Origin of the sequence: Neobacillus canaveralius, from assembly GCF_047237705.1 — a bacterium.
In the GTDB taxonomy this organism is placed as follows: domain Bacteria; phylum Bacillota; class Bacilli; order Bacillales; family Cytobacillaceae; genus Neobacillus; species Neobacillus niacini_K.
In genome coordinates, this window is the sequence record NZ_JBDFLL010000001.1 from 4,409,925 (window position 1) to 4,423,995 (window position 14,071).

13 protein-coding genes are annotated in these 14,071 nt (G+C 42.0%); 2 read left to right on the forward strand and 11 right to left on the reverse strand.

All coding sequences use genetic code 11. The features are described 5' to 3' along the window. Positions 1 to 31 precede the first annotated feature (31 nt). On the forward strand, positions 32 to 2,611 hold the full coding sequence (locus tag ABC255_RS21535) for a rhamnogalacturonan lyase (protein ID WP_412998614.1): 2,580 nt from the start codon (positions 32 to 34) through the stop codon (positions 2,609 to 2,611). 323 nt (positions 2,612 to 2,934) lie between these two features. After that, positions 2,935 to 3,321, forward strand: a complete 387-nt coding sequence (locus ABC255_RS21540) for a DUF1398 family protein (RefSeq protein ID WP_412996762.1) — start codon at positions 2,935 to 2,937, stop codon at positions 3,319 to 3,321. A 167-nt stretch (positions 3,322 to 3,488) separates the two neighbouring features. On the opposite strand, the gene ABC255_RS21545 is transcribed toward ABC255_RS21540, so the two are convergent. The 11 genes from ABC255_RS21545 to ABC255_RS21595 all read right to left on the reverse strand — a co-directional run bounded on the left by ABC255_RS21545 (position 3,489) and on the right by ABC255_RS21595 (position 14,030). Beyond that, positions 3,489 to 4,349 carry a fumarylacetoacetate hydrolase family protein gene (locus ABC255_RS21545; RefSeq protein WP_412996763.1) on the reverse strand — a complete coding sequence of 287 codons (861 nt, stop codon included), beginning with the start codon at positions 4,347 to 4,349 and terminating at the stop codon, positions 3,489 to 3,491. Between the two features lie 46 nt (positions 4,350 to 4,395). Next, positions 4,396 to 5,184 (reverse strand): ABC transporter ATP-binding protein, encoded by a 789-nt coding sequence (locus ABC255_RS21550; RefSeq protein WP_412996765.1) that lies wholly within the window; start codon positions 5,182 to 5,184, stop codon positions 4,396 to 4,398. Between the two features lie 82 nt (positions 5,185 to 5,266). Then, positions 5,267 to 6,247: an electron transfer flavoprotein subunit alpha/FixB family protein gene (locus tag ABC255_RS21555; protein ID WP_412996767.1), complete on the reverse strand. Its 981-nt coding sequence runs from the start codon at positions 6,245 to 6,247 to the stop codon at positions 5,267 to 5,269. A gap of 13 nt (positions 6,248 to 6,260) precedes the next feature. Further along, positions 6,261 to 7,055: an electron transfer flavoprotein subunit beta/FixA family protein gene (locus ABC255_RS21560; RefSeq protein WP_412996769.1), complete on the reverse strand. Its 795-nt coding sequence runs from the start codon at positions 7,053 to 7,055 to the stop codon at positions 6,261 to 6,263. 288 nt (positions 7,056 to 7,343) lie between these two features. After that, positions 7,344 to 8,195: an aspartate/glutamate racemase family protein gene (locus ABC255_RS21565; RefSeq protein ID WP_412996770.1), complete on the reverse strand. Its 852-nt coding sequence runs from the start codon at positions 8,193 to 8,195 to the stop codon at positions 7,344 to 7,346. A gap of 85 nt (positions 8,196 to 8,280) precedes the next feature. Next, on the reverse strand, positions 8,281 to 9,654 hold the full coding sequence (locus ABC255_RS21570; RefSeq protein WP_412996771.1) for an FAD-dependent oxidoreductase: 1,374 nt from the start codon (positions 9,652 to 9,654) through the stop codon (positions 8,281 to 8,283). Between the two features lie 6 nt (positions 9,655 to 9,660). Then, complete coding sequence (locus tag ABC255_RS21575) at positions 9,661 to 10,107, reverse strand: GlcG/HbpS family heme-binding protein (RefSeq protein WP_412996772.1); 447 nt, start codon at positions 10,105 to 10,107, stop codon at positions 9,661 to 9,663. 31 nt (positions 10,108 to 10,138) lie between these two features. After that, positions 10,139 to 10,867 carry an SDR family NAD(P)-dependent oxidoreductase gene (locus ABC255_RS21580; RefSeq protein ID WP_335527646.1) on the reverse strand — a complete coding sequence of 243 codons (729 nt, stop codon included), beginning with the start codon at positions 10,865 to 10,867 and terminating at the stop codon, positions 10,139 to 10,141. 17 nt (positions 10,868 to 10,884) lie between these two features. Continuing rightward, entirely contained in the window at positions 10,885 to 12,306 is a 1,422-nt protein-coding gene (locus tag ABC255_RS21585) for an FAD-binding protein (protein WP_412996775.1), read from the reverse strand. Between the two features lie 18 nt (positions 12,307 to 12,324). Further along, positions 12,325 to 13,197, reverse strand: a complete 873-nt coding sequence (locus ABC255_RS21590; protein WP_412996777.1) for an isocitrate lyase/PEP mutase family protein — start codon at positions 13,195 to 13,197, stop codon at positions 12,325 to 12,327. After that, positions 13,194 to 14,030 carry an adenylyltransferase/cytidyltransferase family protein gene (locus tag ABC255_RS21595; RefSeq protein ID WP_412996779.1) on the reverse strand — a complete coding sequence of 279 codons (837 nt, stop codon included), beginning with the start codon at positions 14,028 to 14,030 and terminating at the stop codon, positions 13,194 to 13,196. The genes ABC255_RS21590 and ABC255_RS21595 overlap by 4 nt, the downstream gene beginning before the upstream one ends. Positions 14,031 to 14,071 lie beyond the last annotated feature (41 nt).

The following is a 14,071-nucleotide window of genomic DNA, read 5'->3' on the forward strand; positions in this document are numbered from 1 at the left end:
TTTAAAATGACCAAGCAAAATACGAAGGAGGATATCAGATTTGAAGAAAAAATATACTAAGAAATTCCTTTCTACTGCAATCGCTTTGCCCTTGCTCTTAACAGGTGTTTCGGGTGTATCTGCTGGTGAATTTCATAAAAACAATGTTACTAGTAATCTCCCAGGAATCCAATTAGAGTATCTTGACAGAGGTTTATTTGCCGCTCCAACATCTCAGGGTGTATTCCTAAGCTGGAGATTATTAGCAAATGAAGTGACAGGTTACTCTGAAACTGGATTAACTGGCGTAAACTTCAATGTCTATCGTGATGGAGAAAAAATTGCAACTGTTGAAGACAGCACCAACTTTGTCGATCAAGATGGAAACTCTGATTCTAGCTATTATATTCGCTCTGTCTTAAATGGGAAGGAGCTTGATCAAAGTTCTTCCATTTCACCTTGGAAGCAATCATATGTTGATTTAAAGCTGCAAAAACCAGCAGATGGAGTAACTCCTGCGGGTGAGAGCTATACCTATTCGGCAAATGATATGAGTGTTGGAGATGTTGATGGAGACGGGCAATATGAGTATTTTGTAAAGTGGGATCCTTCCAACTCCAAGGACGTTTCACAAAAAGGCTACACAGGAAACACGTATATTGACTGCTACAAATTTGATGGAACTTTATTATATCGAATTGACCTAGGTGTTAATATCCGCTCAGGAGCTCACTATACCCAATTCTTAGTTTATGATTTTGATGGTGATGGAAAATCGGAAATTATGTTCAAAACCGCTCCTGGTACAAAGGTGGTTAAATTTGATAAAGCTGGAAATATCACCTCTGAAAAATATATTACTATGTCCCAAAAAGACATCGACGCTGGATATAGTAATGAAGATGATTACCGAATGAGCCGGGAAGATTATTATAATCATGTTGTGAAAATGTTTATGGGTTGGAATGAGCATGACGAAGTAGTCAAAGGAAACTGGCCAAGTACCCTTGAGGAAGCATTTGGGATCGAAAAACAATATTCCTATCCTTTATCTAAAGAAGATGCTGTAAGCTTAGCCGATTACTTTATGGATGTTTACGCGCCTAAAAGAAGTGGAAACAACAAATTAAGAGAGTTTGAGGGCTTTATTTTAGAAGGGCCAGAATATTTGACTGTTTTTAATGGTGAAACAGGCGAAGAAATGGATACCATTGATTACAAACCAGGACGGCATGACGATGGTCTTATGTGGGGTGACTATGCAATGGCTAGAATTGAGCCAGGCAACCGTGTTGACCGTTTCCTTGCAAATGTCGCCTACCTTGATGGTGATAAACCATACGCCGTCTTTGCACGCGGCTATTATACAAGATCCAATCTCGTTACATATAGCTGGGATGGGAAAGAATTAAAAGAAAATTGGGCGGTTGACAGCGGCTGGACGCCAATGACCAATCCATTTAATGATGGTCCTCATGGCAAAGACGGAACTGATCCGGAATATGGCACTCTTACCACACAAGGTGCACACTCCCTGAGTGCTGCAGATGTTGATGACGACGGCAAACAAGAAATCATCTACGGCAGTGCGACCCTTGATGATGACGGCTCACTATTATACAGTTCAATGGATACAATGCCTGAACAAAGCGCTGCTCCTGGAACCACAGCTAGACTTGGGCATGGTGATGCCATGCATGTAACGGATATCGATCCAAACAGGCCAGGAATGGAAATCTTTATGGTCCATGAAGGTGCTTCATGGGCTCCGTATGGCTATTCCTTACGGGATGCCAAAACAGGTGAAATTATTTATGGAGGCTATACAGGTAAAGATACAGGACGTGGAATGGTTGGAGATGTTGATCCATCACATCCAGGATTAGAAACATGGGCAGTTGGGCTGTGGAGCGCAAATGGTGAAAAGATTTCTGGATCAGCCCCTGGTACAAATATGAATATTAAATGGTCTGCAGATATGACCACACAAATTGTGAATGGTGCGGGAAATGTTACGACAACTATTGATGATTGGCAGAAAGGCAGAGTTCTTACGGCTACAGATACTAGAACGAATAATGGTACAAAGGGCAACCCAAGCTTAGTTGCAGATATTTTTGGAGACTGGAGAGAAGAACTTTTAGTAAGAACTGCGGATAGTTCAGCCATTCGTATTTACACAAGTACTGAGGTTACAAACCACAAATTGTATACGTTAATGCACGACGCTCAATATCGTGCCGAAGTAGCAAGACAAAGTACAACTTATAATCAGCCATCTTATACAAGCTTCTACTTTGGCTCGGATACGAATTGGGCAAATGTCCCTGTTCCAAGCTTTTCAACACCTGGTGTGTTGTCAGTATTAGAAGGAGCAATGTCTGAATATCAAGCAAATGGAGAATTGACAGGACCGTTAGTTTCAAAATTAGAAAATTCACTCAGACAAGCAGAACATCATTTGGAAAAAGGTTCTGTGAATCAGGCATTGATATTTATTGAAAAATACAAATCTGAACTTAACCATAGTAGAAACTCTGCTAACATTTCTGAAAACGCTAGATTAAATCTATCACATAAGGCTGAATTATTAATTGGTATGTGGGAAAGAATGAATAATCTAAATAGGTAAAATATCCTTCAGCCCGAAAGAATTCTATTTCTTTTGGGCCTTTTTTATAAAATTGGAAGCGAGTATCGTTACCTTTTTCTTTTAAAATATCGCAGCATGGTCACGATATTTCAAGTATCGTTACCCTATCCTCTTAAAACTTCACCGTGAGGGTACGATTCTGCGAGTATCGTTACCCCTTTCCCTTAAAAACCCACCACGTGGGCAGGATTCTTTTTCTATTATATTTTCACAACCCTCATGTCCTTAGAAATTACTAGCTTAGGCATAAGAGTTCGCTTTTCGGTTAAAATGATGAAGAAACTTTATACGGAGGAACCAACATGAATGATAATCTAACGGAAAAAGAGTTACATAAAATTATTGAAAGAAGAAGCACCGGAAAAACAAGCTTCGGTGAATTTTTGGAGGAATTATCTCAAATCGGGGTGATTCGATACGATATCAATGTTGCTACAGGCCAAGCCACTTACAAGGGGGAGCACTCAGAGGTAAAAACCGATCCTCAAGTTCAATTCGTCATTTCATATGATTTTAATAGAAACCAGGCATTACAAGCAATCGCCAGCATTGCACTTCCCTTTTTAGACTTTCTAAGAGAGCTCGCTGCCGCAGGTGTTACAACCTATAACGTAGATATTATTGAAAAGAAGGCTACTTATGTTGGTATCGATGGTGACCAAATAGAAGAACCGCTGCTACTATCATAATTCCTCGCGGAGAGTACATTAAAAGCGTTAATCATTTTAGATTAACGCCCCTTATTCAAATTAAATATGTTCTTTTATTTTTTCGAGAACGGTTCTGTAAAAATTATCTTGATGAGGTACGAATTTTTCTTCTTGCTTTCTATACTTCTTTTCTTAAGCTAGTCTTTTTACTTCAATTTATTCAATAAGCTTCCTAGGCTATCAATCTCACAAATAATCTCATCACCTGGTTTTAACCAATTTTTTTCTTCCATTCCCATGATAACTCCCTCTGGTGTACCCGTATAAATAACGTCACCTGGCTGCAGGGTCATAATTTGGGACAAATCACTTATTAGCTTAGCAGTAGAGAAAATCATATCCTCAGTGTTTGAATTTTGGCGCAATTCCCCATTCACCCAGCACTTTAAGTTCAAGTTTTGTGGATTAGGTACCTCATCTGCCGTTACGATATAAGGTCCAAGTGGAGCAAATCCGTCAATCGCTTTTCCATAGAGCCATTGATGACTGCGGAATTGAAGCTCACGGACAGAAAGATCATTTCCAACTGCATATCCAAAAACATAATCTAAAGCTCTTTCGACTGAAACATTTTTTGCTGATTTTCCAATTACTGCTACTAATTCGACTTCGTAATCTACTTGTTCAGCCATTTTTGGTACCGATATTTCCTCACCGTGACCAGAAAGACTGTTGGCGTATTTAGCAAAATAAATAGGTTCTTCAGGGATTGCAAGACCAGACTCTATTGCATGTTTACGGTAATTAGCACCAACACATAACACCTTTCCGGCATTAGGTATTGCTGGAGCATATTGAATAGAATCTTCATTTAATCTCTGACCGGAATTTGCAATTATTTTCGTTAACGCTTGTAATGCTTCATCCCCGCCTTGAATAACCTCTAAAGCGGTTTTTGGTGCGGTAATTCCTGTTTTCTCCGAAGCAGCTTGGACATCAATAATTCCATCTTCTGTTTTAATACCTAGTTTTACACTTTTATTTTCATAGTAAGAAAGTACCTTCATGCCACTCACCATCCCATTAACTTTATATATTATTTATATGTTTATGCTAAACCTGCATTTGTAATCTTGATACAGACGGTCGATTATTATCCCAATTAACCTGAACAGGAAGTTCGAAAAATTGGGTAAGCTGTTCATTTGAAATCATTTCACTTGTCTTGCCGGCAGCAAACACCTGTCCCTTTTTTAGTAATAAGGTTTTATTGAAAACAGGTACTATTTCTTCCACATGATGAGTCACATAAATAATCGTTGGAGCCAACGGTTCTTTAGCAATTTTTTCAATGGATTCTAATAACAACTCTCGTGCGATAAAATCCAACCCGTTCGTTGGCTCATCTAAAATTAATAACTTAGGATCTGCCATCAACGCACGAGCAATCAGGACACGTTGTTTTTCCCCTTGGGAAAGGGTCCCATACCTTCGGTTTGCATAGCTGATTGTTCCCAACTGTTCCATTATATTTGCTGCTTTTATCCTCATTTCTTCTGTTGGAGTTTCATAAAGACCGATTGATGCAAATGCACCACTTAACACAACTTCAAAAGGAGTATCACTTGGATAAAATTTTTCTTGCAGGGAATTAGAAACAAAACCGATCTGCTTTCGTAATTTTTCTCCAAGGTAGGTCTTTCCAAATTCCATTCCAAGTACGGTAACTTTTCCTTTTGTCGGGAAATAGTAAGCATTTAACAAATTTAATATCGCCGTTTTCCCAGAGCCATTTAAGCCAAATAGTACCCAATGGTCCCCTTTATCAATTTGCCAATTAACATTTTCTACAATCGCTTTGCCTTCTCGATATAAGTGAACATCTTCAAGCTTTACCACCATATTCCTTTATCCCACCTTTAAAAAAGAAAATCCCCAACATGTTCCAATTGAGGATGTCTTTATTATTTCATGGTGAAAATGCTTAAACAAGTACCTTTTTTAGTTTTTCTGTTAGTCCTTGAATAACATTTTTGTAGTCAGCAACGACACCAATATTGGCTCGTTTAAAGATAGGAGCTTCGGGATCTGGATTAATCGCGACTACTGTCTTGGCGTTTGTGATTCCAGCAAGATGCTGACTGGCACCAGATATTCCAACTGCAATATAAAGATCCGGTGCAACGACGGCACCTGTCTGACCTACCTGGAGGTTTGAAGGGACCCACCCGGCATCACATGCCGCTCGCGAAGCACCGATTGTACCTCCGAGTAAATTTGCAAGAACCTGTAATTCAGTAAAGCCTTCTGGTCCACCTAGTCCACGGCCGCCCGAAATGATGATTCGGGCATCCTCCAGACGAATATCCGATAATGCAGCTTGAATTTTCACAACCAGCTTTGTAACGATCATCTCTTCTGAAAGTGCATAATCGACTTCAATAATCTCACCTTTATTTGTCTCATCCGGCACATTCACATCCTGGCTCTTTTGACGAATACCAACTACAACCTTCTGACGAGTAGTGGAGTATTCCCCGAACGCCTTATCTCCGTAAATGGGACGAATCCAGCTTAATTTGTCACTATTTGCAGTGTAATCAACTACTTCCGTAATTGCAGAACCACCAATACGTGTTGCTAGTCTTCCCACTAAATCCTTACCAATCTTGTCGAAGGAGAGGATAAGGATATCGGCTCCAGACTGTTGAAAAATAGTATGGATACTATTAACAAACAGTTCAACATCATATTCAGCTAATAGTGGATTAGAAATGGTGTATGCGATACTCGCCCCACTGGCAATTGCTTCCTTTGCGCCAGCCTCAGCGAAAGGTCCAAGAGTAACAGAGCAAACTTCACCTCCTGTGGAACTAGCCAAGCGGTTTCCAAAGGCAAGAGCTTCCTTGGCACCTGAACTCAAGCTATCCCCCTGTTGATTTGCAAAGACAAGAATTCTAGACATAGTTGAAATCCCCCTATAAAATCTTGAGAGCCAAGAGCCTGTCAGCTAATTCGCCAGCAAGTTCTGCACCATCCTCACCAGGCAGGACCTCACAAGCAACCTCCCGATTCAGGACGTATGCCCGCTCTAGCTTAACACCTGGTTGACAGCGCTCAGTATCAAGATTAAGATCTTCTGATTCTAAAAGCGTAATAGGTTTACTTCTCGCAAGTCTAATATCCTTGACCTTTGGAAGTCTTGGTACGTTTGTTTCAGAGCTGATGATGGTAAATACAGCCGGAGTTGGAACACTAACAACAGCATATCCACCTCCCACTTCAACAGTAGCCTTTGCACGATTTTCTTCCACTTCAAGGTCTGAAACAAGTGTCACGCAAGGAATACCTAGTTCTTCAGCCATAACCGGTCCAACGAGACCTTCCTCAATATCACTAGCTTGGTAACCAGTAAGCACAAGTTTTGCACCACCTAATGATTTAATGGTTTGTGCTAGAATATGGCCAACAGCCTGACCGTCTAGATTCTCCCATTCTTCATCCCACACCCTTACTGCTGCGTTGGCTGTAAAGGCAAGTGCTCTGCGCAGTACTTCCTCCGATTCCTCATCTCCTAAACAAAGTGCGGTAACAGTCGCTCCTGGAACCTTGTCACGAAGCTGAACAGCTAGTTCAAGTGCATTTTCGGCAAACGAGTCGAGTACCAAATCTGTGTCACTATTTTCAGGACGATTTGTGTCAGGGTCTATTTTAAAATATTTCGGTGTAATTTCCGGATCTAAAACCTGTTTAAGGCAGACAACGATGTGCATATTTAGTTCACCTCACGATTGTTAACTTTGTATAATTCTTTTGATTCCCTTTAGCGGGCTTTTTCTTTTGTTAAGGGCCTCAAAGACCTCGTTTGATTCCCTTCAGCAAGCTTTTTCCCGTCCGAAGGGCACCAAAGACCTCTTTTGATTCCCTTCAGCAAGCTTTTCCCGTCGGTAGGGCACCAAAGACCTCTTTTGATTCCTTCAGCAAGCTTTTCCCGTCCGAAGGGCACCAAAGACCTCCTTATGAATCCCTTCAGCAAGTATTTTTCCGTCGGTAGGGCACCATTAGCTCTTAACTCCTGCTCCCTTAACCGATAAACCATCGTCGTCTTTAGGATTGGGAGATGGAATTAGTCCGTACATTTCTCTCAGTCTTTCCACCGCCTCAGCAGGAGGCTTAGCGTTATAAAAGCCGCGTCGGGTCATATAAACACTAGAATTTTTGCGCAAATCTACAAGTGACTCGCACATCTTGATTCCTGCTGCAAAGGAGTCAACCACCGGTACATCACCAATTCTAGATATTCCATGGGTGGCTAAAAAGACATTCATCGGACCCTCTCCAGGGATAATGACATCGGCTCCATCTGCAATAGCTGACTGGGCTGCTTTTTTGAAGGATTCAATAATCGGTTCGGGGTCATTGAAGCCAGCCATAATATCGTCAAAGCCCACATCTGTCTGAACGATTGGTCCAAGCTTACCTCCTAAACCGTACTTATCAGCATTTTGTCGGAGCTGGTCCGCTAATGGAGCCAAGAAATTTACCACTCCAATTCGGTCACCGAGCATGGAGGCCATGTGGAAGGAAGCTTGGCCATACCCCACTATAGGAATATCTACCAGTGTACGTGCCTCCAAAAGCCCAACATCCGGAATGGTCGCGATGAACATGGCATCGTATCCAGCTTTTTCCGCTGTTAGCGCAGCCCGTACGAACTGTTCCCGATGGAGGTTTTGCAGGTAGGAATGGGTAATAAAGATCCCTGGGTAATGGGAAGGATATGTTTCTTCCGACATACCATGTAAAACAATCTCCACATCCGGGCGGGCAATTCTGCTGACGTGTTTGATGATTGCATCGCGATAATGCGGTACCCGTTCAATAGTGGTAAGGCTTTGATGCCAGATTTTCATATTAAAGACCTCCTTTTCGATAGATTTGTATATAAATAAATTTGAGTTCTGATTTAATATCAGCGTTCCGTCCAAACATAAGAAATCAAACCACTGCGTTCTCTGCCAACGCTTCCCAAACTGCTAATCTTCCAAAAACTGCGGCCTTCCCTAACGAACTTCCCGTCATGTATCCTGCTCCGTGGAATCCACCGGTTACCTCTCCCGCTGCATACAATCCTAGAATAGGCCCTCCGTATGGATTCACAACCTGAGCCTTTGCATTTACAGATATACCTGCATAAGTGGCAAGCATTGCAACCGTTGATTCAAATGCATAGAATGGAGCTGTTTCAATAGCTGTTGGTTTTCCGTAGTTATGTGTCAGCGTCTTCCTGCCAAAATCAGGATCTTCCCCATTTTGAATGCCTTGATTATATCTAGAGATGGTATCTTCGAGGACCTCTACAGGTACGTCAATACAGTCTGCCAATTCTTCTAAAGTGTCAGCTTTGTACAAAAGTCTGCGCTTCTTTAACAAGTCAAAATCATAGAGGGGATCATCTAATACCCCTTTATCCATTACGGTTTGATCCCATACTTGATAACTGATCTGCTCAGGTTGACCGAATGCCGCTTTTCCTAATAGTTTATAAGAAATAGATTCATTCACAAACCGCTTCCCAACCTGGTTTACCATAATTGCACCTTTATAAAATGCCAATCCCTGCGACTTTAACTTCCCTGCTGCACTTGGATGAAATCCGTATGTTCCATTCAAATAAGGAAGGTCCTTCACCCATGCACCATGCTCCCAGGCCATCCGAATCCCATCACCTTGATTGCCTGCACCGCCAATTCTTAAAGCACCCTTTAATTGTGGAGCAAACTGGCTCAGCAGTTCCTCGCTTTTAGCAAAACCGCCAGTGGCAATTAATACTCCTTTTGAAGCAACTGCCTTTCTTTCTTCCCCATTACTTTCATATAAAACCGTATCAATCCGGCCACTATTTTTTAGCAGTCTTTTTGCATGAGCGTTAAAATAAACCGTCACGTTAGCTAACTGCTTCACTCTTTTGTATAGTGACTGGATTGCCTGATGAGGGTCAATAATATGTCCGCGTGGAACACTATGACCGCTTACCGCCTCCAACGATCTAAATTCGATATCATGGTTAACCAGCCATTGATAGGTCTCGAGCTGATGCTTGCCATATTCAGCAACAAGTGTTGGATCATTTACCCCGCCGCCAACCTCCGTCATATCAGCTAACAGCGAATCAGTAGAATCGATAATTCCGGCTTTTTCCTGCATATCTGTTCCTGCAAATGCCATATAACCTGAACTGAGGACTGTACTGCCGCCAAGTTCATCCTGCTTTTCCAGGAGCAGGACATCTATCCCCCGCTCCCCAGCCTCAACCGCAGCACACATGCCCGCAAGCCCGCCGCCTAGAATGATTAAATCATAGCTTTCCATTCCTTATCACTCCTCAGTTTCAAAGGCTTTTAACACTTCTAAGGCTGCTTCGCATACCTGCATGTCGTGTGAATAATGACCGCCGCTTACTCCAATTCCACCAATTAGTTCGTTATTGATTTTGATTGGATATCCCCCGCCAAAAATGACTAATCTAGGCGTGTGTACAATACCATGCAGTAATGGAGGATCGTCCTTTAATCTGTCATACCATTCATGTGTTGCGCGGTTATAAGCGGCAGCAGAGAATGCCTTATTTTGAGCGATTTCAAGGCTTAGTACTGGCGCACCATCCATCGCATTAAATGCTTTTAAATTACCTGGTTTGTCGACAATCGCAATACTAAACGGAATACCTAACTCTTGACCCTTTGCTAAGGCTGCTTCTAGCATTTTATTGGCTAATGCTAGACTAATATTTTTTGATTCAATAGCTGTTTTAATGTTTTCCATTTTCTTTCCCCTTTTCACTCAACATATTTTTTTATAAATTCACTGGTCTTCCATTACCAAATGCTTCTATCACTGCCGCTGATACTGCCTTCATTTTTGGCAGGCACAAATCAACAATTACAGTTGCCATGTCTATTGGGTGCAGCCAATTATCTTTATTCGCATCTGGTGCAATATCTTCCATCATCTTTGTGTCAACTGGACCTGGGCAGACCGCATTTACTCTAACATTAAATGGTTTTAACTCTTCTCCTAGCGCTTTGGAAAATCCAATTACGGCCCATTTAGAGGTAATATAGGCACTTCTGTCCGGACCGCCTTTTGTTCCCCAAATGGATGATACATTGATAATGACACCATTTCTTTTCTCTTTCATTTGAGGTACTACTGCATTCGCACATAAAAATACACCGCGCGTATTGATTTCTTGGACAAAGTCCCACTCTTCAACTGTCGTTTCATCGAATGGCTTTAACAGCATGACACCGGCATTATTGATTAAAATATCAATACTTCCAAGCTTTTCTACCGTTTCCTGAACCGCTTTCTTCACATCTTCCTCAGAGCGTACATCACCAGCCAGAGCAATTGCTTCGCCAGCTAGCTCTTCCCTAATATAAGCAGCTGTTTCTGTAATTTCTGTTAGACTACGAGAAAATACAGCTACTTTTGCCCCCTGCTTTGCTAGGAGGATACATGTTTCCCGGCCAATCCCTCTGCCACCGCCAGTTACAAATGCTACTTTATTTTTTAAATCCAAAGTTCATCACCCCTTCTTTACACCCCAAGTTTTTTAAAATCACTTACGTAAGAAGCTGCATGCTCACCAGCACGTCGGCCAAATACAAGGCCACGAAGCACGGATGTGCCCCCAGGATATTTTCCATAATAAAGTCCAGCAGTTTCACCAGCGACATATAATCCAGGAATTACATCATCATCTTGTGATAAGACTCGGCCATGTGTGTCGGACGCTAAGCCACCGTTGGTGAAAACATTGGAGCAGACAATTGGATAGGCAATGTATGGTGCCTTATCAATCGTAATCGCCCAGTTAGATTTCGGCGGTGTAATCCCAACAGCCTGTTTTCCGTCCTTCTTATCCCAGAGAAATTCTCCTGGCTGTACAGCAGTGTTAAAGGCTTCTACCGTTCCAGTCAATTGATCTGCAGGCACGCCAATTTTCTCTGCTAATTCCTCTAGTGTACCTGCCTCAATCGCCGGTTTATCCGTTTCAATCGCTCTTTCATAATTCGGAATATCGTACATTTTTTGGTCACTGATCATATAGGCGATATGGTCAGGGAGATCGTAGAATATTTTGCGGGCTACCGCTTCATATTGTTCGTCTACTGTGGAAATACCTTCATCAACAAAACGGTTGCCATTTTTATCAACCAAAATTGCATAAGGGTACGTCATTACTGCTGCTTCTTCCCGCTTACTTCTAGGGTCCACTGGTTCTGCATGAAAGGCGTCGAACTGACCGGCTCCTTTTGCACCAATAGCCATCGCCATTCGGATTCCTTCTCCTTTGTTGTAAAGACCGCCTTCAGCAACGGGTCGGATCTTATGCGCGTCTCTTCCGACATACTGCGCCATCATCTCCTGATTTCCCTGGAATCCGCCAGCTGCAAGAACAACGGCGCCTACTTTCAGCTGAAGAGAACTTCCACCCTTAACCCGAACCATAAGTCCATTTATCGCACCTTCATCATCAAGAAGTAATTTCCATGCTGTTGCCTCATAAATAATCTCAACACCAAGGCCTCCGGCACGGCGTGATAATGTATCGATGATTGCCCGGCCGCCGCCAACTGGAAGTAACCGCGGTTTTGAAGAAGTTAAAAACATCGTCGGCAGGTAGTCGAATTCTACACCCTTCTCCTCTACCCAGCGCAGTGTGCTACCTGAGTTTTCTGCGAGAGTTTCTATGTACTCCCTATCAGAGAAGTCATCTGAGAACGCCATCATATCTTCTACAAAGTTATCTGCGATTTCATCAATATTCTTCATTCGCATGTAAGAGGCCGTCCACCTTGAATTTCCGCCGCGATGATCGTAATCCGTGCGTTCTAATATCGCGATTCGTAAATTCCTTCCTGCCTGCTTGGCACTTTCCGCAGCGGACAAAGCAGCAGCTGTTCCTGCCACGCCGCAGCCAATTACTACAATGTCATAATCCAATTCTCTCTCCATTTTCGTAACCTCCTATTACTAATTATTGTATAAATACTTTTTTTCCCATTCTTTGATTTGACCCAGTTTGAAAAGAGATTGCCTTTCCTCCCAAGTACAAATTAAAGGTAAAAGGTTTTCCTGTGAGCCCTCTTCTTTTAGAATTATTAAAGATTCAGTGATTCCTTTAATGGCCGAGCGAAGCGCTGTATTGGCACAAAGCATAATTTTAAAACCGATTTCTTCTGCTTCTTTTAAGGAAATTAGCGGAGTTTTGCCGCCTTCTACTAAGTTAATAACCTGTGGGATTCCTTTTAGTGAACTGGTAATTTGCCGTAATTCTTCAATTGTATTTGGTGCTTCGACAAAAATAATATCTGCACCCGCTTCGTAATAGGCAAATGCCCTGTCTATCGCGTCTTCAACACCATTAACGGCTATTGCATCTGTGCGTGCCATAATTGCGAGATTTTCATCTTTTCTAGCATCTAAAGCAGCCTTAATTTTTCCTACCATTTCTTCCTTAGAAATGACTTCTTTTCCGTTAAAATGACCGCATTTCTTTGGTGAGACCTGGTCCTCCATTTGAATGGCAGCGACACCTGCACGTTCAAACTCTTTTACAGTCCGAATTACATTGATCGCATTTCCGAACCCGGTATCCCCATCTACAACGATTGGAATATTGGTAACGTCGGCCATTCTTGCAACAATATCAACTACTTCCTTTAGGGAAGTGAGTCCTACATCAGCCCAGCCCAGCTGTGCATTAGATATTCCAGCTCCTGTTGCGTAAATCGCCTTAAATCCTGTTTCTTCTATTAATTTTGCTGACATCGCATCATAGGCACCAGGAAGGATAAAGGAACCTGGTTCACCAAGAATACTTTGAAAATCTTTACATTTACTCATAGAGTTAATCCTCCAACTTTTAAATTAGGACGAGAAGAGGGAGCCTCCTCAGAGATACGCTGATGCCAAACAATCGATAGCCTCCCAAACATATATAGCGGCAGTTCTGTAACAGGTTTAAGAGATTTTTCTACTACATTCACTTCTGTAAGCATTGATAAATTTCCGATATTAATGCTTACCGCATACTTTCCGGGGGCAGGAAGTGTATAGTATGGATTCAGCTTGAATGTTTGACCATCCCACATTCCTTCTACTTCATAGCAGCAGCCAAGAAAATCCGGCAGTTCCTCTACATTGCCTGCAGCTAATCTTTCACGGATGCTGGTAGAGCTTATTTTCTCGCCGCGGCATGCTACTTTTTCCACTTTTGTCACATCGATGATTCCCCTGGAATCATTCATCAAACGCTCTAAATTTCCGATTCCCCTAGAACCATAAGTAAAATCAAAACCGGCGACTGCATGGATAACCCCAAGATTGACCAGATAATCTTTAACATATTGTTCAGGTGAAAGAGCGGCAAATTCCCTGGTGAATTCAACAATATAAAACGTATCAACACCAAGCCCCCGAAGAATTTTTTCCTTAACAGAAAGGGGGATTAAATAATCAACTTGTTTTTCCCCATTGGACAAGACAGACTTTGGATGTGGAAAGAAACTCATAACAGCAAGCTGCACACCTTTTTCTTTCGCTACCCGTAATGCCGTTTTAATTACTTCTCGATGTCCGTAATGGAGTCCATCGAAAAAACCAAGGGCCATTACACATGCATTTGCTTTTCCCTGCCAATCTGCCAAATTATCATGGTTAATATAAATCGTTTCCATACAGTCTCCTTTCTTCTTGATTAAGATTTTTTTGATTGATT

What these genes read in the sequence shown, in the direction of transcription:
- ABC255_RS21590 (WP_412996777.1), bottom strand. Translation starts at nt 13,197, where the DNA reads ATGAGTAAATGTAAAGATTTTCAAAGTATTCTTGGTGAACCAGGTTCC.
- ABC255_RS21595 (WP_412996779.1), bottom strand. Translation starts at nt 14,030, where the DNA reads ATGGAAACGATTTATATTAACCATGATAATTTGGCAGATTGGCAGGGA.
- ABC255_RS21550 (WP_412996765.1), bottom strand. Translation starts at nt 5,184, where the DNA reads ATGGTGGTAAAGCTTGAAGATGTTCACTTATATCGAGAAGGCAAAGCG.
- ABC255_RS21575 (WP_412996772.1), bottom strand. Translation starts at nt 10,107, where the DNA reads ATGGAAAACATTAAAACAGCTATTGAATCAAAAAATATTAGTCTAGCA.
- ABC255_RS21560 (WP_412996769.1), bottom strand. Translation starts at nt 7,055, where the DNA reads ATGCACATCGTTGTCTGCCTTAAACAGGTTTTAGATCCGGAAATTACA.
- ABC255_RS21555 (WP_412996767.1), bottom strand. Translation starts at nt 6,247, where the DNA reads ATGTCTAGAATTCTTGTCTTTGCAAATCAACAGGGGGATAGCTTGAGT.
- ABC255_RS21540 (WP_412996762.1), top strand. Translation starts at nt 2,935, where the DNA reads ATGAATGATAATCTAACGGAAAAAGAGTTACATAAAATTATTGAAAGA.
- ABC255_RS21545 (WP_412996763.1), bottom strand. Translation starts at nt 4,349, where the DNA reads ATGAAGGTACTTTCTTACTATGAAAATAAAAGTGTAAAACTAGGTATT.
- ABC255_RS21585 (WP_412996775.1), bottom strand. Translation starts at nt 12,306, where the DNA reads ATGGAGAGAGAATTGGATTATGACATTGTAGTAATTGGCTGCGGCGTG.
- ABC255_RS21570 (WP_412996771.1), bottom strand. Translation starts at nt 9,654, where the DNA reads ATGGAAAGCTATGATTTAATCATTCTAGGCGGCGGGCTTGCGGGCATG.
- ABC255_RS21565 (WP_412996770.1), bottom strand. Translation starts at nt 8,195, where the DNA reads ATGAAAATCTGGCATCAAAGCCTTACCACTATTGAACGGGTACCGCAT.